This window comes from Vibrio sp. D3, from assembly GCF_043995865.1.
Classification (GTDB): domain Bacteria; phylum Pseudomonadota; class Gammaproteobacteria; order Enterobacterales; family Vibrionaceae; genus Vibrio; species Vibrio diabolicus.
In genome coordinates this window covers 152434-175733 of sequence record NZ_CP171886.1, presented here as the reverse complement: position 1 = coordinate 175733, position 23300 = coordinate 152434, and the positions used below count along the sequence as shown (strand labels likewise).

Annotated in this window: 16 protein-coding genes, 2 tRNA genes and 1 pseudogene; 8 read left to right on the top strand and 11 right to left on the bottom strand. The window is 43.0% G+C overall.

The genetic code is table 11. From position 1 onward, the window contains the following. The first annotated feature begins 21 nt into the window (after positions 1-21). Positions 22-213: a DUF2986 domain-containing protein gene (locus ACHFJ9_RS00740; protein ID WP_012842232.1), complete on the top strand. Its 192-nt coding sequence runs from the start codon at positions 22-24 to the stop codon at positions 211-213. Between the two features lie 53 nt (positions 214-266). On the opposite strand, the gene ACHFJ9_RS00735 is transcribed toward ACHFJ9_RS00740, so the two are convergent. Both ACHFJ9_RS00735 and ACHFJ9_RS00730 read right to left on the bottom strand, forming a co-directional pair. Further along, positions 267-2438 carry a TonB-dependent receptor gene (locus ACHFJ9_RS00735; RefSeq protein WP_395354754.1) on the bottom strand — a complete coding sequence of 724 codons (2172 nt, stop codon included), beginning with the start codon at positions 2436-2438 and terminating at the stop codon, positions 267-269. An 89-nt stretch (positions 2439-2527) separates the two neighbouring features. Next, on the bottom strand, positions 2528-3265 hold the full coding sequence (locus ACHFJ9_RS00730; protein ID WP_104970740.1) for a siderophore ferric iron reductase: 738 nt from the start codon (positions 3263-3265) through the stop codon (positions 2528-2530). A 420-nt stretch (positions 3266-3685) separates the two neighbouring features. Here ACHFJ9_RS00730 and ACHFJ9_RS00725 point away from each other — a divergent pair, with 420 nt between their 5' ends. After that, positions 3686-5017: an anaerobic C4-dicarboxylate transporter gene (locus tag ACHFJ9_RS00725; RefSeq protein ID WP_005394592.1), complete on the top strand. Its 1332-nt coding sequence runs from the start codon at positions 3686-3688 to the stop codon at positions 5015-5017. Between the two features lie 88 nt (positions 5018-5105). Here the strand turns inward: ACHFJ9_RS00725 and ACHFJ9_RS00720 are convergent, their stop codons facing one another. Further along, on the bottom strand, positions 5106-5594 hold the full coding sequence (locus tag ACHFJ9_RS00720; RefSeq protein ID WP_269043778.1) for an NYN domain-containing protein: 489 nt from the start codon (positions 5592-5594) through the stop codon (positions 5106-5108). A gap of 117 nt (positions 5595-5711) precedes the next feature. On the opposite strand from ACHFJ9_RS00720, the gene ACHFJ9_RS00715 reads away from it, so the two are divergent. Next, positions 5712-6152, top strand: a complete 441-nt coding sequence (locus ACHFJ9_RS00715; protein ID WP_012842228.1) for a DUF4174 domain-containing protein — start codon at positions 5712-5714, stop codon at positions 6150-6152. A gap of 13 nt (positions 6153-6165) precedes the next feature. Here ACHFJ9_RS00715 and cobA read toward each other — a convergent pair whose 3' ends face one another. The 4 genes from cobA to nirB all read right to left on the bottom strand — a co-directional run bounded on the left by cobA (position 6166) and on the right by nirB (position 11046). Beyond that, a complete protein-coding gene (cobA, locus tag ACHFJ9_RS00710; RefSeq protein WP_170891748.1) occupies positions 6166-6924 on the bottom strand; it encodes a uroporphyrinogen-III C-methyltransferase in 759 nt (252 codons plus the stop codon). A 172-nt stretch (positions 6925-7096) separates the two neighbouring features. After that, positions 7097-7948, bottom strand: coding sequence for a formate/nitrite transporter family protein (locus tag ACHFJ9_RS00705; RefSeq protein WP_065646042.1), 852 nt, complete (start codon positions 7946-7948; stop codon positions 7097-7099). A 196-nt stretch (positions 7949-8144) separates the two neighbouring features. Then, positions 8145-8468 carry a nitrite reductase small subunit NirD gene (gene nirD / locus ACHFJ9_RS00700; protein ID WP_046875391.1) on the bottom strand — a complete coding sequence of 108 codons (324 nt, stop codon included), beginning with the start codon at positions 8466-8468 and terminating at the stop codon, positions 8145-8147. Positions 8469-8481: 13 nt separating this feature from the next. Beyond that, complete coding sequence (gene nirB, locus ACHFJ9_RS00695) at positions 8482-11046, bottom strand: nitrite reductase large subunit NirB (RefSeq protein ID WP_395354749.1); 2565 nt, start codon at positions 11044-11046, stop codon at positions 8482-8484. 529 nt (positions 11047-11575) lie between these two features. On the opposite strand from nirB, the gene rnk reads away from it, so the two are divergent. The 3 genes and pseudogenes from rnk to ACHFJ9_RS00680 all read left to right on the top strand — a co-directional run bounded on the left by rnk (position 11576) and on the right by ACHFJ9_RS00680 (position 15441). Further along, positions 11576-11983: a nucleoside diphosphate kinase regulator gene (rnk, locus tag ACHFJ9_RS00690; protein ID WP_005394604.1), complete on the top strand. Its 408-nt coding sequence runs from the start codon at positions 11576-11578 to the stop codon at positions 11981-11983. 238 nt (positions 11984-12221) lie between these two features. Then, positions 12222-13175: pseudogene (locus ACHFJ9_RS00685) on the top strand (diguanylate cyclase domain-containing protein). Between the two features lie 481 nt (positions 13176-13656). Then, positions 13657-15441, top strand: coding sequence for an Ig-like domain-containing protein (locus tag ACHFJ9_RS00680; RefSeq protein ID WP_395354747.1), 1785 nt, complete (start codon positions 13657-13659; stop codon positions 15439-15441). 64 nt (positions 15442-15505) lie between these two features. Here ACHFJ9_RS00680 and ACHFJ9_RS00675 read toward each other — a convergent pair whose 3' ends face one another. Beyond that, on the bottom strand, positions 15506-17101 hold the full coding sequence (locus ACHFJ9_RS00675; protein ID WP_047009220.1) for a hypothetical protein: 1596 nt from the start codon (positions 17099-17101) through the stop codon (positions 15506-15508). A 680-nt stretch (positions 17102-17781) separates the two neighbouring features. Between ACHFJ9_RS00675 and ACHFJ9_RS00670 the strand changes: the two genes are divergently transcribed. After that, positions 17782-19068, top strand: a complete 1287-nt coding sequence (locus ACHFJ9_RS00670) for a hypothetical protein (protein ID WP_005398289.1) — start codon at positions 17782-17784, stop codon at positions 19066-19068. A gap of 72 nt (positions 19069-19140) precedes the next feature. Here the strand turns inward: ACHFJ9_RS00670 and ACHFJ9_RS00665 are convergent, their stop codons facing one another. From ACHFJ9_RS00665 to ACHFJ9_RS00655, 3 genes are all read right to left on the bottom strand, one after another. Further along, positions 19141-20823, bottom strand: coding sequence for an Ig-like domain-containing protein (locus ACHFJ9_RS00665; RefSeq protein WP_395355361.1), 1683 nt, complete (start codon positions 20821-20823; stop codon positions 19141-19143). A 982-nt stretch (positions 20824-21805) separates the two neighbouring features. Further along, positions 21806-21879, bottom strand: a tRNA-Cys gene (locus ACHFJ9_RS00660). 36 nt (positions 21880-21915) lie between these two features. Beyond that, positions 21916-22002, bottom strand: a tRNA-Leu gene (locus ACHFJ9_RS00655). 301 nt (positions 22003-22303) lie between these two features. Between ACHFJ9_RS00655 and ACHFJ9_RS00650 the strand changes: the two genes are divergently transcribed. Continuing rightward, positions 22304-23233, top strand: coding sequence for a CHAD domain-containing protein (locus tag ACHFJ9_RS00650; RefSeq protein WP_395354744.1), 930 nt, complete (start codon positions 22304-22306; stop codon positions 23231-23233). Positions 23234-23300: the final 67 nt, after the last annotated feature.

Sequence of the window (23300 nt, the reverse complement as noted above, 5' to 3'; positions counted from 1 at the left end):
CTAAATTAAAGGACCACCACCATGAACCGCAAGAAGAAAATCAATCAGATCTTAAAAGCGAAGCAGAAGAAGCATAACGCTAAGCTACATAAGAGCAATAAGCCGCGTTATATCTCCAAAGCTGAACGTGCAAAAATGGAAGCTGAAGAGCAAAACCAAGCTTCGGAAAGCACGGAAAATGTTGTAGACACAGTGCCGACAGATCAAGCCTAAAAGAAAAGCCGCTTTATGCGGCTTTTTTGTTTGTTGAACGAGAAGAATTGACTCTAATATTCAACACTGTAGTTCAGTGTGAATGTGCGACCTCTTCCTTTGTAGTCGTAAGCTGCTGCATCGTAGTGTGCCGCGTAAAGAATCTGCGCACGTTGACCCCAAGCGGTTGTGTAGTCTTCGTCAAATAGGTTTTGAATACCAAAGCCTAACTGCCCAACAGGTAGTGTTACATTACCCAGAAGATCAAACGTGGTGTATCCATCTAGTTTATTGTTTGCGTCATCTTCGTAATCAAACATCGTCTGGCTTTGTAAACGTACTGAATAGCCATCCTGATAGTAAGCCGCCCACGCGTTCGCTTTTGATGTACTTGCTTTACCTGCGCTCAAATCTTCCCATTTACCATCGGTTTTCAGCTCAGAAACTACGTAGTGTCCTGATGCCCCTAACAGGATATCGCGGGTCACCCAGTAATTGATGTTTGCTTCTGCACCGTAAACACGCTGCTCGTCGTCAACATTCGTAATCAACAACGTTTTTCTATCATACTTGATGGAGTTGTCTGAAAGCGAGTAATAGCCTGCCGCCTGAAGCGCAAGAGAGTTGGTATCAAGACGGTAACCGATCTCATAGCTGTCCGTTTTAATACCTGACATTTTTGAGTCAGACACATTAATGCTGTTGTTCAACGCATAGTGACCGTTTGCATCCACAGCATCATAGCTGCCTTGACCATAGTACTTCGCAGGGTCAGCAAGTTCGAAACCTTGGGAGAAATTTGCCCAAAGTTGAGATTCATCATTAAGCTGATAAATGGTGCCCAAATTAAACAGACTTACAGAGTAGTCGGTGCTGCCACCTGGTACCGCATCCGCTGACACCCCCTTACCCGAGGCAATCTTCTTTTGTACGCTATAGGCAACAAAGTCGTCAATCTTGTTGTCCATGTATTGATAGCGGTAGCCTGCTTGAACGGACCAATCTTGATTAATTTGATAGTCACCTTGAACAAACATTGCGTAAGACGTTACATCTACACCTGGGTAACGACCAACTTCGGCGTACGTTTTATTAATCAAGTTTCCAGAGTTGTTTGCAATGCTTGGATCGAATAGAGCTTGATTGCTCTCAAAACGGTCTAAATACGTATCAACACCATAAACAAGATTGAATGATTCCCAGTTTTTTGCCAGTGCCAAACGTCCAGCAAAAACCTCTGTCTTTTGCTGAGAAGCGCCTTGGTAATAAGGAGTAAACGTTTGGTCTTCACTTCGGTAAGACAACTCGCCAATCAGTTGATGGTCTAATACGCTGTCGTGAGCGTAGTTCGCACTTAAGAGAACTCGCTCTGTACCGTGTTCACGATCGGAATCGAATCCCTCTCGTACATCAACAAATTTATTGTTAACAATATACAAGCCGTATGGCGAATCTTGCTGGCTGTCATAGTATTGTGCGACAAGGTTTAACTTGCTGGCTTCGGAGATTTGAATCTCTGTCGATCCCATTACATCAAGCGTCGAGTTGTATTGCAGAGAGCCTTGGGAGATATCTGGGGTGACAATGTCGCCATTTGCGTCAAATGCACCTTGTGTCTCGGTGTACACAACCGAACCCCTAGCGGCAATTCGCTCATTACCACCTGAGATAGACTGAGCTAGTTTGTAATCAAAGTCATCGCTGCTGTTAAAGCCTGAAGTCCCACTGACATACGATTCAAATGACAAGTCATCGGAGTAAGCTTTCTTGGTGATAATGTTGATAACACCACCTGTAGCGCCTGCCCCATAAATGGAGGTCGCACCAGATATTACTTCAATTCGCTCGATGTTGAATGGGTCAATCGCATCAAGCTGACGACTAATTGGGCGAGAAGACTGCAGTGAGACACCATCAATCATCACCAACATCGCTCTGCCACGCAGGTTCTGGCCGTAGTTAGTTCGACCACCCGTACCAACGTCTAGAGAAGGGATGGTTGCAGAAAGAATGTCACCAAGTGTCTTGCCCGCGCGATATTGCTGAGCAATTTCCTCTTGCCCTACAAACCAAACCGTTCCTGGAATATCAGAGATCGATTTCGGCATCACACTGCCCACGACCACCATTTGTTCATCACTTGGTGTTGATGTTTGTTGAAGTTCTTCCGCAGCTATTGAGCTAACTGCGTATCCACTGCTCATCGCAAGTACGATGAGATTAAGAGAAAACGTCCTTTTTATCATTGTATTTATCTTTTTGTTGTCAACAAGAGCGTGCAATGATACTTATTCTCACTCTCAAATCGAGCACTGTTACATAAGTTAACCAAATGTTAATTAGGATTATGCTTGCTCATAAGCTGTCGATTTTTTTCTAAACGAGGACAATCTTCACAAAGCTTTCTGCCTTCACACTTATAGACTAAACAACAGCTTTTTCTGACCAATTTTAGCGGCTGATCCAGTGATGTCTCATAAAGTGAATGACTATTGTTGGCATCTAAACCCAATGCCTGTAACCACAAGATGGCATGCTCACGCAATGTCGTGTTGGTCATTTGCGGAAAACGCTGTTGAAGACGAATCAAACAAGCCATGATCCCATCCGACATCAATTGATGAGTGAAGCCTGGGCGAATGCGCGTCCATTGACTCATTTCTTGTTGGTAGAAATCGAACAACTCTCGAATTTGACGTCCGGCCTCTTTTATTAATTCTTCTGGCTTACCATGTATATGTGTTTCGTCAGCGAATCGATATCCAGACACAAAACAAGGCTTGAGTTGCTGCGCCATCTCACGAATGTTTGGCAACGTGTGGAAACCGTAGATAGAAATGAACGCAACATAAACAGGCTGCCAACACAACAAATCCCACGTTCTCGTCAACCAATACGCTTTTCCCGCTTCCGGATGAGCCTCAGACAACTGTTGGTAAAGGCCTTGAATGATCGGATTGATATCATTTTCGATATGAATAACTTCTTGCCCTATTTCGCCAATATCACCGTGCAGGTAAGGCGTAATCTCACTCGAAGTTTGAAATAGTTGCGGGAAAAATTGCTCAGACATGATGGTTTATTGTTGGTGTAGTCATTCTGACACCTTTATACCCAAGCACTAATCGCAATGCAAACTATTATCTTTTGTGTTCACATAACAAGAGCCTATTCTCATCTGTGGTCTCTGTCTCTATTTTCAAGCTCTTTGCGCCCGTAAGGTCTGGTTACGTATGTGATGAATAGCAACAAACTCTTAAACCTCTTCGCATTTAGCGCTGACATGATCGCAAAAATACACAGCATAAAAACACCCTGATAAAACTGTGTTAACAGTTTCCCTGTGTAGCGTGAGTTATTGCCAATAATTGAATATTGCTGTTTCTTATCCAAAGGAGTGTGAACAACATGAAGTATTTTCTTTCTGAATACCGGGACAATGTAATTAAGTAATTTGGCTATATAGCCCCCTGTTTTGAATAAGGAAATCCACATGTTGTATCTTGAGTTTCTATTTTTGCTCGTGATGCTGTATATCGGCTCACGTTATGGTGGTATAGGCCTTGGGGTCGTATCTGGTATTGGTTTGGTGATTGAAGTCTTCATCTTTAAGATGCCGCCAACCTCCCCTCCTGTCACCGTTATGTTGATAATCTTGGCAGTGGTAACATGTGCATCCATTCTTGAAGCGGCTGGTGGTTTGAAATACATGCTGCAAGTTGCCGAACGTGTGCTTCGTAAGAACCCAAAACGCGTCACCCTGATCGCTCCTTTTGTTACTTACTTTATGACCTTCTTGCTCGGCACAGGTCACGCGGTTTACTCCATCATGCCAATCATTGGCGACGTTGCACTGAAAAACGGCATTCGCCCGGAACGTCCAATGGCAGCCGCTTCCGTCGCTTCGCAAATCGCGATTACGGCCTCTCCAATTTCAGCGGCAGTCGTTTACTACTTGGCACAACTCTCTGATATTCAGCACGAGATCACTCTGCTTTCTATTTTGCTCGTTACTGTTCCAGCGACGCTATTCGGTACGTTGCTGATGTCACTTTACAGCCTAAAACGCGGTAAAGAACTGGAAGACGATGAAGAATACCAAGAGCGTTTAAAAGATCCGGTGTGGCGTGAAAAGATCCTCAACACCACTGCAACGTCTCTTGATGAAGTGCTACCAACAAGTGCTCGTAACTCTGTGTTGCTGTTCATCGCGTCTATCTTGGTTATCGTCGTTATCGCGATGTGGCCGGACATTCGTACCATCGTGGATGGCGCGAAACCAATCAGCATGGCCGTTGTGATTCAAATGATGATGCTCTGCTTCGGCGGTATCATTTTGCTTGCAACCAAAACTGACCCACGTGACGTACCAAACGGCGTAGTATTCAAATCAGGTATGGTGGCTGCCATTGCGATCTTCGGTATCGCTTGGATGTCAGATACTTACTTCCAATACGCAATGCCTCAGTTCAAATCTGGCATCGTTGAGATGGTAACCAACTACCCTTGGACGTTCGCGCTTGCGTTGTTCATTGTGTCGGTTGTAGTGAATTCTCAAGCAGCGACTGCACGTATGATGTTGCCTGTCGGTCTTGGCTTGGGTCTAGATCCTGCACTGCTTATCGGCCTAATGCCTGCGGTATACGGTTACTTCTTTATTCCGAACTACCCTTCAGACATCGCGACAGTGAACTTCGATACGTCAGGTACCACTAAGATTGGTAAGTGGTACTTCAACCATTCATTTATGTCGGTAGGTTTGATTGGAGTGATTGGTGCTTGCTGTCTGGGCTACTTGTTAGGACAAATGATCATTCCTTCATAACTAGCCAAATCAACAATAAATTAGAGGCGAGTCATTGTACGTTAGCGTACAGCCTGAATGACTCGCCTTTTCTTTGTCACGTTAGTGATTACAGTAAGAAGTCATCATCAATCGCGACAAAGTGATCGGCACAATCAATCAGAGTTTGGGATGTTAGCTTAGGCACACCATAAACGGTCACCGTTTTATTGAAGCGCTGCTGAATTCGTTCCACCAGAAGACTAAAGTCCCCATCTCCAGAAACGAGAATCACTTCTTCAACTTCAGGGGCAATTTCAATCGCATCAAGAGTAATACCGACATCCCAGTCGCCTTTCGAGCTGCCGTCACGACGCTGAATATAGGGTTTAAGCATTACCTCGAACCCAACACCGCGTAAAATGTGATGAAACTGACGCTGTTTTGGATCGTTACTCGCGATGGCATAAGCACGAGCACTCACCACCTCTTTCCCTTGCGTCGCAACATACCAAAACTGGTTGTAATCAAAATTACTGCGATACGCTTCGCGACAGGTGTAATACACATTCTGTACATCAACCAAAATGGCGATCTTTTGTTTTCTTTCTGAATTCATCTTTTCTACGCTTGATTTATTTGCTGCCTACCCTAAGTCAGTTTTGGTAAAAGCACAATGAGCCAATTCCACTAAACTTAACGTATAAACGGTATTTGGGTTTCTAGGGGAACTGTCATGGGCGGAAAGTTACTAGTGATACTACTTTCTTGTATCTTGTCATCGACAGCATTCGGTTATCCAGCACATTCAAAGTACTGGCCGCATCGGAGTGTGCTTTACTTCGCTCCAGAAAACGATGAATACGTTAAACAATTCTTGCTAGAAACACTTATGAATGAGTGTGAGTTGGAAGACAGAGATGTGGTCACATTAGTCATTACAGAACAAGGCTATACGTCTCCAGCTTGGCTCAAAGAAGAATTTGATTTGAAAATGCTTGCCAAGCTGTATGAAATTGAAAAAGGTTCACATACCGCAATTTTACTTGGTAAAGATGGCCAAGAGAAATACCGATGGGGCGCAGAAACGGATTGGCCATTTATCAACAACTTGATTGATCAAATGCCAATGCGTAAGCAAGAAATGCAGAGACGTCATAGCCCCTGCAAAATCTAACCATTAGACGAACTTATTTTCTAAACCAGTCTAGTTTGTTGTGCAACTGAGTCACGCTGCCAACGACGATCAATGCTGGACTGATCGCCTTCTCAGCCATTTCAGAAAGTTCGTTCAATTTTCCTTGGAACACGCGCTGCTCTGGGCGGGTACCGTTTTCAATAATTGCGCATGACATCTCAGGATCTAATCCATGAGTGATCAGGTTATCCATGATATGACCGCTTTGCTTCAAACCCATGTAGAACACAAGTGTGTTGTTAGATTGCGCTAACGAATGCCACTCAATTTCGCGACCGTCTTTTTGCACGTGACCCGTAATAAATTGAACGCTTTGCGCGTGGTCACGGTGCGTTAATGGAATACCCGCGTAAGCCGTCGCGCCCGCCGCCGCGGTGATCCCCGGCACCACTTCGTATTTGATGCCAAATTCGGCTAGCTCTTCTAGCTCTTCACCACCGCGTCCAAAGATGAAAGAATCACCACCTTTTAGGCGCACAACGCATTTACCTTCTTGTGCTTTTTGTACCAAGATTTGGTTAATTTGATCTTGAGGTACACAGTGAAAGTCCAGTTTCTTGCCTACATAGATCATCTCAGCAGATGCGTGAGCCAGTTCAAGAATGTCTTTCGACACCAATCGGTCATACACCACAACTTCAGCCACTTGAATCGCTTTCAAACCTTTGACCGTCAGCAAGTCTGGATCGCCCGGACCTGCACCAACTAAAGAAACAAAGCCGCTGTTTAAAGATGAGTTCGCAGTAGTCATATCAACGCCTATCGGAAATTTGGATATAAAAAGTAACACTCACGTTATTAACTTAAGGTTTAAACTACCCCAAGGAGTTATTACTTTTTATAGCTAAATCAATACAATATCTATTGAAAGTTAAATGAGTTGAATAGCCCCACCCGCAAAAGATAGGGCCATATAAAGCGGTTTATTTTGCGATTGCAGGTTCTGCTTTTACTTCTTCTTCAACTACGCAGATAGAAGGCGCTGTTTTCGCATGAGTTAGATACAGTGGCAGACAAGTCATTACGAGACCACCAACGATGTTACCTAAGATGGTTGGGATAAGGTTGAAGTTCAACCAAGTCGCGATACCAAAATCCGCACCTAAGATCATACCCAGTGGGAATAGGAACATGTTTACTACTGTGTGCTCGAATACTAGCGCGAAGAAGATGAAGATTGGGAACCACATCATCGCTACACGACCAGATACTGAACGTGCCGTCATGTTGCCGATCACGCCTAGGCACACCATTAGGTTACAGAAGATAGCGCGTACAAAACACGTGATCCATCCGTCCATACCCATGTTTTCGAAACCAAGGCTACGGGCAGTCGATACAGCGACAAACTTCTTCGCTACCGCGTTGAGCTCTAGAGAGAAGTTACCGGTTAGAGAGATTGCGACTAGGTAAGCCACAATTAGAGAACCAATCAGGTTACCCAAACCTACCAATCCCCAGCAACGGAAAATACGACCCCAAGTGATACCCGGACGGTTAGCAAACTTAGCCAAAGGCGCAAGACCAAAAACACCTGTGACAAGGTCGTAACCCATCACACTGAGAATCACAAAGCCCACAGGGAAAACAAGCGCCCCCACAAGGCCAATGCCCGTTTGTACAATCGCGGTAATAGCAACCACCACTGCAAGAGATAGAATAACGCCTGCCATCGTGCCACGAAGCAGAAGATCTCGAGTGCTGGTATTAATTTTCGCTTCACCCACGTTGATCATGGTTTGCACGAATTCAGCAGGTTTAAAGTCTGTAGACATGAATGTGTCCTTATTCAAAATTGAAAGTTAAAAAGTTAAAGATTGAATAGAGAAAGGCTTCCCGTTGACACCCACTGCTGTCGACATCATCTCGCTTCCCTGTTCCCCTAAGATGACGCTTGGAAAGCCTTTGTCTATTGAATCTAAGTACTCAGTGCATTCCCTCCCCTTAAGGAGGAGGGAATGCAAACCAAGCTTATGCAGAAATTTCTACTTCACCGTTGGTTACGCGCGTTTTGTACGCTTTCACGTTAAAACGCTCGTCTTCCATGCACGCACCTGTTGTCAGGTTAAAGCGTTGCTTTTTAAGTGGGCTTGCTACCCAAAGTTCGCCTTGGTGCTCACAAATCAAACCGCGAGAAAGCACGTTTGATTGGAAGAACGGGTCTGTGTTGCTGATCGCCAGCACTTCTTCTGCTTGCGTTGGGCGGAATACCGCAACTTGCTGACCATCAACCAGTGCACAAACGCCAGTGCCCGGTACGATGTCGTTGATTTGGCAAATCTTTTCAAATGACATGTTCAACCTTCCCTTATGCTTCAGTGATCGCTACGTGTAGGATGTCGCCTTTCGCTTCAGGATGTTTCTCCGTGAAGGTCGCTGGACGATGCTGTTCGCGCTCTTGAACAAACACAACATTGTCATCGCGCTTGTCAGAGTTGATGAAGTGTGCGAAACGAGTCAGTTGTGATTCGTCATTGATGGTTGCAGTCCACTCACATTCGTACTCGTCTACAAGCTTCGCTACGTCTGCTTCTAGTTGAGCGTTAATGCCAAGTTTGTCTTCAACAATCACTTCGCGTAGGTAGTCAACGCCACCTTCCATGTTTTCCATCCAAACGGATGTGCGTTGTAATGGCGCAGCTGTGCGGATGTAGAACATCATGAAGCGATCGATGTACTTGATTAGCGTTTCTTTATCTAGGTCACTTGCTAGTAGGTCTGCGTGACGAGGTTTCATACCGCCGTTACCACATACGTACATGTTCCAACCTGCGTCAGTCGCGATAATACCAAGGTCTTTACCTTGTGCTTCCGCACACTCACGAGTACAGCCAGAAACACCGAACTTCATCTTATGAGGTGTACGAATGCCTTTGTAACGGTTCTCTATGTAAGAACCTAGACCAACAGAATCTTGAACACCGTAACGACACCAAGTTGAGCCAACACATGTCTTCGCCATACGAAGTGCTTTTGCGTACGCTTGACCTGTTTCGAAACCAGCGTCGGTAAGCTTGCGCCAGATCTCTGGAAGATCGTCTTTTTGAGCACCGAACAGACCAATACGTTGAGCACCGGTTACTTTGGTGTATAGGTTGTATTCTGCAGCAACGTTCGCTAGTGCACCCAGTGCTTGAGGTGTAACTTCACCACCCGCCATACGTGGGATAACAGAGTAAGTACCGTCTTTTTGGATGTTACCTAGGAAGTTATCGTTCGTGTCGTGAAGCTTAACCAGTTGTGGCTTAAGGATGTGCTCACCCCAGCAAGAAGCTAAGATAGAACCAGCCAATGGTTTACAAACTTCACAACCGTAACCTTTACCGTATTTCTCTAGAAGCTCATCAAACGTTTTGATCTCTTCAATGCGGATTAGGTGGAACAACTCTTGGCGAGAGTAAGCAAAGTGTTCACACACGTCGTTCTTCACTTCAATACCAGATTTAGCAAGCTCTGCATTTAGAACAGAGGTCACTAGAGGAATACAACCACCACAGCCTGTACCTGCGCCAGTCACTGCTTTGATGTCGCCCAATGTATGGTGACCATCAGCAACCGCTTGAGCGATCTTGCCTTTGGTTACGTCGAAACATGAACAGATCACTGCGCTTTCTGGTAGTGCATCCGCACCGAGTGCTGGTTTCTCAGCACCTGCGTGTGCAGGAAGGATCAAGGCATCTGGGTGTTCTGGTAGGTCGATTTCGTTCAACATCAATTGAAGCAGATCGCCGTAGTCAGACGTGTCACCTACTAGTACTGCACCTAGCAGCTTCTTGTTGTCTTCAGAAACGATAAGACGTTTGTAAACTTCTTGCTCTTCGTTTTGGTAAACGTAACTCTTACAGCCTTCAGTACGACCGTTCGCGTCACCGATTGAACCTACTTTTACACCAAGAAGTTTCAGCTTCGCAGACATGTCAGCGCCTTCGAATTTGCTTTCTGTGTTACCTAGTAGGTGATCAACGGCAACCGTCGCCATCTTGTAGCCAGGAGCAACAAGGCCGTAGAACATGTCGTTCCAAGACGCACACTCACCGATAGCGTAGATGTTCTCATCAGAAGTCTGGCAGTGGTCGTTGATGGCAACACCGCCACGAGGGCCAACTTCTAGCTCCATTTGACGAGCCAGTTTGTCTTGTGGGCGAATACCCGCTGAAAATACAATGAAGTCTGTTTCTAACTCAGTGCCGTCAGCAAAACGCATAACGTTGCGAGCACTTTTACCTTCTGGCGCAATCTCAAGCGTATTTTTGCTAGTATGAACGTTCACACCCATACGCTCGATCTTTTGACGAAGTTGATTACCACCAGCAAGGTCAAGTTGCTCAGCCATCAGCTTTGGTGCGAACTCAACAACGTGCGTTTCTACACCCAATGCTTTTAGTGCGCCTGCCGCTTCAAGACCTAGAAGACCACCACCGATAACCACGCCTGATTTGCTGTTTTTCGCACACGCTTCAATCGCTTTTAGATCTTCGATCGTGCGGTAAACAAAACAGTCTTTGCTTTCATGACCTTTGATAGGCGGGACAAATGGGAATGAGCCTGTAGCAAGAATCAGCTTGTCGTATTGAACTTCACGGCCAGTGCTTGAGTAAACAATGCGGTTTTCACGGTTAATGTTAATCGCACGTTCACCGATCAACATATTGATGCCGTGTTTCTCGTAGAAGCCTTCTTTCACTAAAGAAAGTTCATCTGCAGTGTGGTGAGAAAAGTAAGAGGAAAGGTGCACACGGTCGTATGCGACACGAGGTTCTTCACAGAAAACGGTAATCTCCATATTAGAGATATCAGCTTTCTCGACTAAGTCTTCAATATAACGGTGCCCTACCATACCGTTACCGATGACTACTAGCTTCAACTTGCTCATTATAATTCCTAAGGGTTAGGTTCTTATCACTGAGCTCATTGTTAATTGTGAAAGAAAATTAATACATGATGTAAATCAATTACAATTTCAAACTACCCTAAAGGGGTAGATAAACGTTTTTATCTTGATATTGAAGAATAAAAGGTAATTTATTAACGGATGTTGGTAGTTTTTACAAAATGAGATAACCGCAGTCATGCTCACAAAGGGCTATACAGTTTTGGCTTTTACAGAATGGCAATGATTGTCGAGTTAAACCACGCTAACGATAAACCCAGCTTTGTTTAAAAACAAAGCATTCGTTTTAACCTAGCCGTTTCAAGGCTATTAAAGATGAACAACTGAAGTGACTGAAAGTTTTAGAAAAATCAAGTCTCACAACAAAAATCTTTTACTAGCTAAGTCGCACTATAAAGACTAGAATCTGATTTAGTTCATATGGAATAAAATCCATATGATTGATACCGTAATTGACATATAGAGTGCCGTCCCATGTTTGTGAGGCGGCCTTTTATTTGGGAGTCATAAAATGTCAGAAAACAATTCTATCTACATTTCAAGCTTAGATATGAACCGAATCACGGCTTTGTTGGATAAAATGCCAAACATCGCGGCGGAGCTTGTTGAGCTAGAAGCAGAGCTAGACCGTGCGACGGTTCTTGAGCCAGAACAAATGCCAGATAATGTGGTCACGATGAACTCAACTGTAGAGTTTAAATTTGCAGGTGAAGATAGAACCATGACAAAGACACTGGTTTACCCATCTGAGCTGAAAAGCAGTGATGATATTTCCATTTTTGCGCCCGTAGGCAGCGCACTGATCGGTTTGTCTGTTGGTCAAAAACTTGAATGGCCAATGCCAAATAATCAAGTGAAGACAATTGAAATTGTCGATATCACCTACCAGCCTGAGCGTTGTGGTGCACTAAACCGCTAACCCTCAGTAGTCCCGGTGCAAAGGCCTCATTTATGACTTTGCACCAGGAGAGCCCCTCGCTTATCCCCTATTTCCCTCTTTGTTTTTCCAAGCATTTACTTTGCTGCTCTTAAGTAACATCACCGATTCTTTATTATTTACCGAATATTCAATACTTATATCTCCAAGCTCAATCATAGAAATTGCAAAGTATTTTTCGTATATTGTCGCTCCGAAAACGACGTAAATTATGCGCAAAATGGAAGAATATCTAACTCGAATTGCCGTCTTAGAAAAAGAAAATGAAGAGCTGAAGCGGAAGAATGCGCGACTACAAGAAAAGTTGAATGCTGCACTCGACAGTAATGGACTGTGTTTGTGGGAGCAGCATATTCCTTCAGGTACTTTGACGATATTCAATATGCAGTGGGGCAAAATGCTAGGTTATCAGCCCCATGAATTAACCGCGACGGTTGAAACGTGGAAAAACAATCTCCACCCTGAAGATTATGATCTTGCGGTGGGTGCATTTGAAGATCACCTAGCTGGCAAAACCGACCTTTATGAGGTAGTTCATCGCATGATTCATAAAGACGGCAGTGATAGTTGGGTCTACGATCGAGGGCGCATCGTCGAGTATGGTTCTGATGGCGAACCACTACGCATGATGGGCACTCATATCGATATTACAAAAGAAAAGCGATATGAGCAGCAACTGGCTAAGTTAGCTTCGAGAGATCCATTGACCGGACTGTTAAATAGAAAAGCAATTGAGGAAAACTTTAATCATCAACCTCAAACCAAGCCGTCTCAGCAGTCTGCCTTAGTGTTCGTTGATATAGATAATTTTAAAGCAGTTAACGACCAGCTAGGCCATCATACTGGTGATACTCTCCTCATCAATATCGCCAATAGCTTAACAGAGCTTGCGCCAAGCAAGTCTCAAGTCGGACGCATAGGAGGAGATGAGTTTGTCGTTTTAAGCTCTTATTCAAATCAAGAAGAAATATCTTAACTTTGTGATCGACTCTTAAGTTCCATCATTCCTGCGATAAATCAGGACTTAAATAAAGTAACGATTGGAATGAGCATCGGTGTTTGTCTATTTGATAAAGGAAAACAACAGTTTAATGAAGTTTATCAAAAAGCCGATCATGCAATGTATGAGATAAAGAAAAATGGCAAAAATGGCGTTGCCTATATCCAGATATAATAATTCTCTTGTTTTTTTTGAAATTAATATTTCTTTAATTTGACAATGTTCTCTACGGAATTGATAGCGTCTTATTTTTAATAAGTCATTTATATAGGAAACAAAAGAAATAACAAACAATTAAGAATGTTGCATATTACACGGTGTAATATTATTACTGTCTTTGTAACTGCTTTTGTTGCATACAATATTATTTCTTATTATTTTTATAAAAATCACTAGTAAAAAGCAGTTAAACATTATAGTTCATAAACTTATAAAAACCGAAATGCATGGTTGAATTTTAACCACCCCTTCTGCTAATATCTCGCCTCGTGTTTAAAAGTAATAAACACACACAAATATAAAACAAACTTTATAAAACATAATGCACACTTGATAATTACTGGTTCTATTTGGATAGAGCTCGGTATTTATTTTATTTAAAACATTATGAATTTGTAATTTCATTTAATATCAAAATATTAAGTAGGTATATAAATTGAAGAAGGTCATCCTCCCTCAATTGGGCTTTGTTGCGTCAAATTTACGCTTGCTAGCTCTTGGCTTTGTAACCCTCGTGTCAGCATATTCTTTTTCATCAGAGGCTTATGCTGAGCAAGTGGCTAGTGGTGAACAAAAAACATTAGTTGTACTCGTCAATTTCCAAGAAAACCCCCAAGAGATCCCGATCTCTAAAGAAGACGCCCATCATGTTGTTTTTAATACCGTTAGCGACTTCTATTCGCAAATGTCCCAGGGGCAACTTTGGCTATCTGGTGATGTTGCTGGAACATTCACCTTACCGATATCAAACCAAATTTGCGATGATGATGCTGTAGCAGCGGAAGCCAACAAAATGGCTGAAACTGCGGGATATCAACTATCAAACTATGACCGTTTTATCTACTTAACAACCAAAACTGGATGTGCATCAGAAGGCTCTGGTAGCCAAGGAGTAACTCCCTCTAGAGCGTCAATAAATGCGGTTTTCGAGCCTCGAGTTATCGCCCATGAATTAGGACATAATTTTGGATTGCATCACGCTTCCGCACTCGACTGTAAAGACGGTACGTTAGCTGGTGATTGCCGTGTCATAGAGTACGGTGATAGCTACGATACAATGGGTAACTACGACATGGGTTACTTTAGCGCCTTCCAATTGGAAAACTTAGGGTGGCAGACCTCCCCTGCTCAAATCATTTCTAGTGATGGTGTTTACTCTATTGATGCCTATGAAGACTTTGAAAGTACTTCATCAAAAGTTTTAAAGATCCCAAGAGGTACCGATCCAATTACAGGTCAGCGCCAATGGTTTTACGTTGAATATCGACAAGCTCTTGGCTACGACAGCTTTTTACGTGACCGTTCGTACATCGTATACCGCCAAGATGTGACAGAAGGTGTGGTTGTGCGCCTAGCGACAGACGGTGATCTTAAAAGTAGCCGCTTGCTACACATGAAGCCTGACTCCACTTTCAAACAATTATTTGGGAGTAATGACTGGGAAGACCCTGCTCTTCCAATTGGTGGAACGTTCACCGATCCAAAAACAGGCGTGTCGATTACTTTGGAAAGTGCTAATGGTCAAAACGCACAGATCAGTGTCATATTTGGTGGTGAATCCGGGCAATGTGTTGCGACATCGCCTCTACTCTCTCTAACCCCACTATCAGGTTCTGATGCAAATGCCGGAGAAACGTTAGCGTATAATCTTAAAGTGACGAACCAGAACAATACAGAATGTGCAGACGTGACCTATACAACGGCTTTAAGCGTTCCTGACGGATGGAATTATGACGCAAGCGCCTTGACGGCTCCTTCCGGCATGAGTGCAGAAACGACGGTCATGGTTACGTCAAACAGCGATGCTCAACCGAACTCTTACAGCATAGCCGTTGACGTTATAGATGCTGAAAATGAACAATCAGCCAAAACCGAGCTATCTTACACAGTGTTATCTGAGTCAACGTCACCACTTGAGGCGGTGAATGATAGCGTAACGATCAGTGATAAATCCGTCGTTCGCATTGAGCAGTTAAATAATGACTCGTTTGAACAATCGACCTCTCTTGCGATTACGGTCGCTAAGCCAAACAAAGGCAGCGCCCGTGTACTGAGTGATGGCTCCATTGAATACACACCTTCGAAGAAGTTTAAGAATAATGATTCATTTACTTATACGATCAGTGACGGTCAATCTTCTTCAACCGCGACGATTAGTATCACCTTACAATCGACTTCTGGTGGGAATGGTGGTGGAAACGGTAAAGGGAAACCGAACTAAATCACGCAATTCAATATGAAAAAGCCTGGAGAATACTCCAGGCTTTTTATTCACAAGACGTCAATTAGTTGCTTGGTGCAGGACAAATATCACAGTCTGCAGAAGCTGTATTCGTCGCTTGAGTATTATCGATTTTCAAGAAACCAACCGCTGTCACAGTATCACGGAAAGATTGTGTTTCTGCATTGCTAAATGCCGTTGGGATATAACTACCAGTATAAGACTGACATTGATCCGAAGCGAGTTCGATATTATCCACTACTGTCACGTCATCAGAAGCATCCTCAGGCGTACCTGAGTCATCCACCACAGAAACATTCACTAAAGTAAGTCCAGGCGTTGTGTTACATACCATTCCCGAGAAGCTCACTTCTGCAATGATACCGTTTTCAGTAAGTTTGAAGCCGCTTTCACATGATTTCGTTACACTAATCATTGGAGACAAGCTCAATGACTCACATGGATCACTTGCGGTATCAGTAATGGTCGCTTGGCCACCCGGAGTCGCAGCTGCTGTGACTTTCACCGTATTAGTTAGACCATTGCTTGTACTTTCAAAACTGCCGCTGTATGAAGCACTGTCACCTGAAGCAATGGCACCTAAGCTATGTGTAGTACCTGCTTCTAAATCCTCTACAACAACATCGTAGAGCGTACCGACACCATCATTAATCACGTCGCCGCTGTATGAGTAAACGTAACCATCTTCTGTTTCATTCACGACCGCTTGATTACATGTTTTGGTGATATCAACACTACACAACTCAAAGTCACCAACCACAAAGTCTTTCAACTGAGCGGTAATACTGCTTGATGCTCTTGTTTCGGCTGCAAATGAGCTAAAACAGGTGTCTGTTTGTAGAAGTTCAGTAAGGTTTACACCACCTTCAAAGAAGGTTTCTGGAGGGAAGACATTTTCGACACCACTTTTTGGCGTATACGCCCATGGTGCAGGTGAGTCAGTTGTATTGGTTGAAGCACACACATCTTGCGCGCCTGGTGAACACAGTGCATTTGTCTTAACTTTCAAACGTAAGTTTGTCGCAGCACACTGACCAGCTTGTGGATCATTGTTAGCAGCTTTCGCACAAGTTGTGTCCCATTCAAGAACCAAAATTTCAGGGCCATCGTTTGCCCCTTGCAAATAATTCACCTGAATCAAAAGGTCGCCAGCAATATGTTGACCCGTGAATGTACCGTCTGGGTTTGTACTGACCGAGTCTTGATAAAACCAAAAACCTAAGAAGGCATCACCGCTGTTACCGAAACGGTCTGCACCAAAGGTGAGTACAAGGTCATTATTAATGTTGTATGCCGCTGCATACGCATGAAGAATGTCCCCTTTATCAAGTACCGTACCAGTCTTCCAACCAAGTTCCGGTATGTCTTTGATGTCTTTATTACCACCAGTAAAGATTGTATCCGGTGTTGCCGTGTCATTCTCAAAGCTAAATACTAATGCTCCACCACTGTTTGGCGGCGTTGACCAGTCATCTGGAGCACCTACTCCAGAGTCATCTATCGCATTAGCATTTGCTTCTAACTCAAACACGCCATCTGTTGGTGTTGCAAATGCAGAGCTACCTATTAGCAAGCTTGTAAATATTGCATAAAGAAAGCTCTTCATCGTATGCCAGATACCTGACTTACAAGAATTCATAACCTACTCCTTAGAACGCTTCTAAAGCTAGACGAAGGTCCCTATGTCATTAATTGCCTTTTAAGAAAAAGTGAAAGCGAGATACAACTTTCGTTTCGAGCTCGTATAACGCATAGAGCATGCCACTACTTAAGGTTATGATTTTATTAAACTAAATATTTTCAACAGCGAAGAGAATGAACAGAGTGTTCAATTTTAAAGAAAGAGAAAGAAAACAAAAGAGACAAAAAAACCTAAGATAACAAAGATATATACGTGTTCTAGGATAATGTTACAGATTGACACTTTATTGTTTACACCTGTGACAGATGCGCAAAAGCGACGGTATTGAAACTGTCCATTATGAAAATGAAATAGACGCTTAGTCACCTGCTCCCACTAATGTGAAGGTGATGTGTAACACCTGTTTGCATAGTGTTACACCCTTTACACATCTAATTGAATACTCATTTAACTAAAACATATTCAATCGTTTAGCGAATAAGTTTTAGCTCAACCATTTATGAAAATATAAACAAACTGTTCACCCCTCTGTACAAAAATAAAAAATAATCAACAAATACAAAAGGTTAAATATGGAACACTCTATGCTAGTCAACTGGCGCAGTTTAACTCTGTGAGAAAACTATCACGTATGTGGGCTCAAGGACGTAGCGAGCCCACTTACACAAGGAGGTTTTATGAAAACCATATTTAACTCTTGGTGGGGCAGTAAGAGTTACCGTTGTTCCACTTTATGTAGCCAGAATATACTTACAGCGATCAATATCAGCAGCATGTTTAAGCTGTTTACTTGGGTCATAGCGGTTAGCTTAGTGCTGAGCTCTCAAATTGTTTACGCATCCGCTGGCGACCCTTCAAGCCGAGGCGTGCAACCAATATTTGTTGAAGGGAATAACACCTGTCAACAATTACTTCCAGGGATCGATGGTTTGATAGAATACAAGCTTGAGCCAGTTACAGACGGCACTTTCGGTGATGGCATGCTTGAAGTGGTTATTGATCAACAACCTGGGGCAAAAACCTTCAGTTGGGATCAAGGTGATAGCCCTGTGATTATGCAAGCTATCTTTGTTAAAGGTGGTCCTGACGGAAACCTATATAACTACTTCACAGATGGATTATTGTATCAAGATGATGCCTTGCTGCATTCACCTGTAGGGAAAAATGGTAGATACTATGGCTTAAGTCATATTTCATTCTGTTACACACCAGGCGTACCAGACATTAAAATCACTAAAACTTGTACATTTGGTGATGTTGTCAATGGTAACACTTTGAAATACAACTATAAACTCACTGTAGAAAACACCGGTGACTTTGCATTGTATGATGTTGTGGCAACAGACACTACAGCCGTTGACAATGATATGGCTGCTGGTGACCATGTGTTCAATTTAGCGATGCTCGCCGTCGGACAAACGCAAGAGTTTAATGGTTCGTTTATTATTGACCAAAACGGTATCACTAACTACGCAGAAGTAAGCGCAGCACTTGAAACTGGTGGTGGTGTTGCGGTTTCTGACAACGCAGATTGGGAATGCCCAAGCCAAAACATCCCTGGTTCATTGTCTCTAGAGAAAGACTGTAGTGTCGTCGTCGTGAATCGCTTTGAAGATACAGGTATTAATGAATACGGTCTTCAAGTCAATTACAGTGGTAGTGTATGTAATACCTCCAATGTCACCATTGACGGCATTGTCGTAATCGACAACAAAGACTCGAATCCAATCCAGGTTGGTATGCTTGCGCCTGCTGAGTGTTACGACTTTACTGGTAACTACGAGCCAATCCCAGGAGATGGTGAAGGCCTTCCATTACCGGGTGAAGAGGTCAGAGCGTTTACAGATACTGTGGATGCGAGTGGTGAAACTATCTTCGGTAATGTTGTCGTAGAAGCGATAACAGCGTCTGCAGAATGTACGCTATGTCCAACTTGTCCAGAGCCTGTTAACTGCCCTGAATAAGGTCTACTTACAACTTAATAAAACAACGCCTGACGTTAACTCGTCAGGCGTTTTCTTTCGAACTATATCGTTCTATTTATTCTTACCTTTCCCATTGTTACCAGAGTTGCCAGAATCGCCACCAGATGAGGACTCTAACTTCACTGAGACCTGAGCGGTCGAGCTGCTTTGACCATCACCTATGGTATAGGTAAAGCTGTCGTTATTTTTGAATTTCTTCTCAGGTGTGTAACGCAGGGTGCCATCTGATAACAGCTCTAGTCGCCCCTTACTTGGTCTAGTAAAAGAAAGCACGCTTGCAGAGTTTTGCTCTCCAACAACATCGTTTGCCATCACATCGATAATCACCGACTGTTTCGAAGACATAGTCACCTGATCATCAACAGCAACGAGCTCTGGTGATGGCGAGATTTCAGTAGTTACAGAGTAATTCACGGATGCTGCGGTTTGCAGACTTGAGTCCTCTCCGTGCGTCACGATCATATTCAAAGCATAGTCTTTATCACTAGCGTCAACCGAAGATACGACTGATATCATTACTTGTCCGGTTTCACCTGCTGCTAGCGTGATTGCATTGCGGCTTGCTTTCCAACCAGTTGGCACTGACGTGTTTACAGAAAAACTGCTCGCTGAACAATCTGCACTATCTTTGTTGGTAATAGTGACCTGATATTGAACCTCATCGCCGGCTGCAACCGAGTTGTTTGTTGCAGCTTTCGCAGTCACTGATGGAGCATTTACAGTACAAGTCCCGATATTACCGTTGTCAGAGCCGTCAAAGACAACGCTTACTTCGGCGATGCCGTTCGCTGCACTCACCAAACTCAATGTTACACCTGAGTCTGGGTCAGTATAGCTACCACCGACCGGCATAGATGGGTCAAACCAGTCATTTCGGCCAAAAACCGCACGATATTCAGAATCAGTTTTAAAGTGAAGCAGATTACTGCTGCGCCCATCGCCTTCTACAGCGCTTCGAATGATGATGCCATCCGTAACGTCCCCACGATAGAACGAGTAAGAACGAGCATCTAAAAAGTCGTCAAACCCAATAGACTGGCGGTATTCAATGTAAAACCATTTTTTTGCACCTGTAGAAGGATCAGTACCACGAGGTACTTTTATCGTAACTGGCTGCCCACTAGTCGTCTCGTAATTCGCGATGGAGTAAGTACCATTTTGAGTAACTTCCAGTGTCTTTGAGGCGTGCTCTCCCTCTAGCCATCCTAGTCGCTCGCGCTGGAAAGTATTCAAATAGCCGATGTCTGGACCACCCATTACATCATAGGTATCACCGTATTCACGCAACGTACAGTTGTCTGAAAGCGTATGCTCGCCACAATCAAGAGCACGAGAGTGATGCAAACCAAAGTTATGTCCAAGCTCATGAGCGATATTCATCGGAGAAAAATCACCATTGATGTGCGCGCGTGAAGGCATGCCATCAATAGTTGCCGATCCAGCGACACCACATGCCGTTTTTGTCATCAAGTAAACAATACGATCGTACTCTTCAAGCTTCACTCCCGCAGCGATGGCTTCTTGATCCGCTGCATCTTGAACAGCGGTAAAATCACAAACCTGATTAGACAACGGTAGATTAAACCAACCCACGACTTTCCCAGATAGCCACATTTGCTCAAAAGAGCTTTCACGGTAGAAGTCATTCACTGTGCCAAAGATTAGATTATTTGCTTCTGACAAAGTTAATGGCTGCTCATTTGGGTTTTCTTTGAAGTTCAGCAGGATAACCAATGTATTTTGCTGTCCCGTCGTACTTCCTGCTGCACTGGCGTAATGGATGCTCTGTAAACAAGCGAATATTACTAATAAAAATGACAACCCTTTATTTAGGATTGTTCTATTTATTTTAATATTTTTTATCACTGCTTCACCTAATTTTAAATTAATAACTAGTTCACCTTCCCGCCAATATAAGCAGAAATGGTAGGGTAAAATGATATAAATTTTAGGCAATAAAATGCCCTAGCCTATAAAGCCAAATATGTTCCTATATACATCAACATGGTTATAAAAGGATAACCACCAAAAATATAAGAGCCGGAATCATAGCAAAGCAACCGGTCAAAATTCAACCAGAGTGATAAGTAATTTAGGTTAAGTTTGTGTAATAATAAATTTATCCATTTTTGTCAGTTACTTAAAATAACCTTATGATTGTTTTATATGAACAAACTTTGTATTCAACAATGACTTTAATAAATCACTTGCACTACAGCCAATTTAAATCATTAAAAATCAAATAAGTAGAAATTGAACTAAAACAACCTCAATTTCATCGCATGAAATTATAACCTTTAAATTCATTAACTTAATAACGAGTCATTCGAATAATATACCTCAACAACGCTTGAGTAATATTATCCATCTTTAATTGTTAAACTTACGTTAAATTAAAGTGGTGAAAAGTTTTTTGCTCACCTAGTTTTATACTCGATTAAAAGACAGACTGAGTGATACAGTGCAATATCAACTAGAGACATATAGAGAAACAAGCAGGATATATGTGCAACTTTATTTTCAGTATTGAACTAAAATCACGTGACAATATGACGCTATAGATAGCAATTCGGGAAAACTAGTTAAAGAATGATTAACTGATAATTGAGGTTGGTATTTGTACAAAAATTAATTATTCAATTAAAAAGTGTGTATTAGAATAGTTTGACAATACCAGATACTAAAAAACCGGCACTAGGCCGGTTTTTAGAAATAGTGGAGGCGCCTCCCGGAGTCGAACCGAGGTCCACGGATTTGCAATCCGCTGCATAGCCACTCTGCCAAGGCGCCTTTCTGATTTTGTATCTCTGTTACCAAAGATTTTGATGGTGCCCCGGGCCGGACTTGAACCGGCACAGCGCGAACGCCGAGGGATTTTAAATCCCTTGTGTCTACCAATTCCACCACCAGGGCAACGCAATCATGCGATGGGTTAGACACCATCTGTCTCAGCGACCTTTGCCGTGAGAGCGAGGCGTACTTTAACGGATTAATTTATCTGGTCAACAAAAAATTAGTCTTTTTTATTCAAATGGTTAAAAAGCCAACTCAAACGAACAAAGGGCGATCATTTTGCTCACAAGAACATCAGCATGCTTTGCTCTCGTTTACTTTGCTTCATCACTTCATGTCAACGAGGAATCGACAAGTCGCACAAATTGGCAGTATGGGTATAAACTTAACTCGTACTGCAGGGGACAAATAAGCGCTCATCATGTTTCGAAAGTCATCATTTCAATTACCGCTACATACTGATTCCGAACTCGACTTCGTAGTGCCCCACTTCTTACTTACTGAATTTGATTATGCACGCTCTCTGGAACAGAGGATCGTCCAAGACTTGGATCCTGAATATACACACCAGTATCGCGTCACACTGAGGCGCATACGCTCACTATGCTTGCTACTTCACGAACTGCTCCCTCCTTTTGAACTGCGTATTTTGAAACCTCATTTAAAAATAATGATGAAGAAAACAAATAAGCTGCGTGATTTGGACGTATTTATCTTGGACAAAAGCCAATACATTGAAATGCTCCCAAACCACAAACCCTCTCTTGAGCCGCTTTTTGGCTTTATAGAATCCGAACGTACTTACGAACAGGCAAAAGTTGCGCGTTGGCTAGAGACAAAAGAATACACAACGCATTGCACTTTGGTCAGGAATAGTCTGCTGCGAAGTACACAACACGAACGAGCGGATAACAACGTACCTGCGTTACTCTTCGCAAGCCAAAAAGTCTCCGAACAATTTAAAAAGGTCGACAAAGCACGGAGCAAGATCTCGGACAAAAGTTGTGACAACGTGATTCACTCGATGAGGATAAAGTGCAAAGCGCTGCGTTATTTGCTAGAAGGGTTTTCCACACTCTACCCTTCCCCACAGCACAAAAACAACGTGAAACAATTAAAACTATTACAAGACAAGCTCGGTGATTTTAACGACACTTCAAGTCAAATTGAATTTTTCACACAGATCAAAGAGGCAGTAAACCTCAATAAAAAAGATCGTAAGACCCTGAAAAAGCTGCTTAACGTGCTTAGTGAACATCACGATACTTCGCGCCAGACCATCTTAACGCACTTAGACCAATTTGAGGCTTTCATCCACGATACCAACACACAAAGCCTCTACCAGCACTAACCTAGGTTCACGTATTTTTAATATTCATTAATTACAGTCAGTCGTTAGGCTCCATAAAGAAAGATAA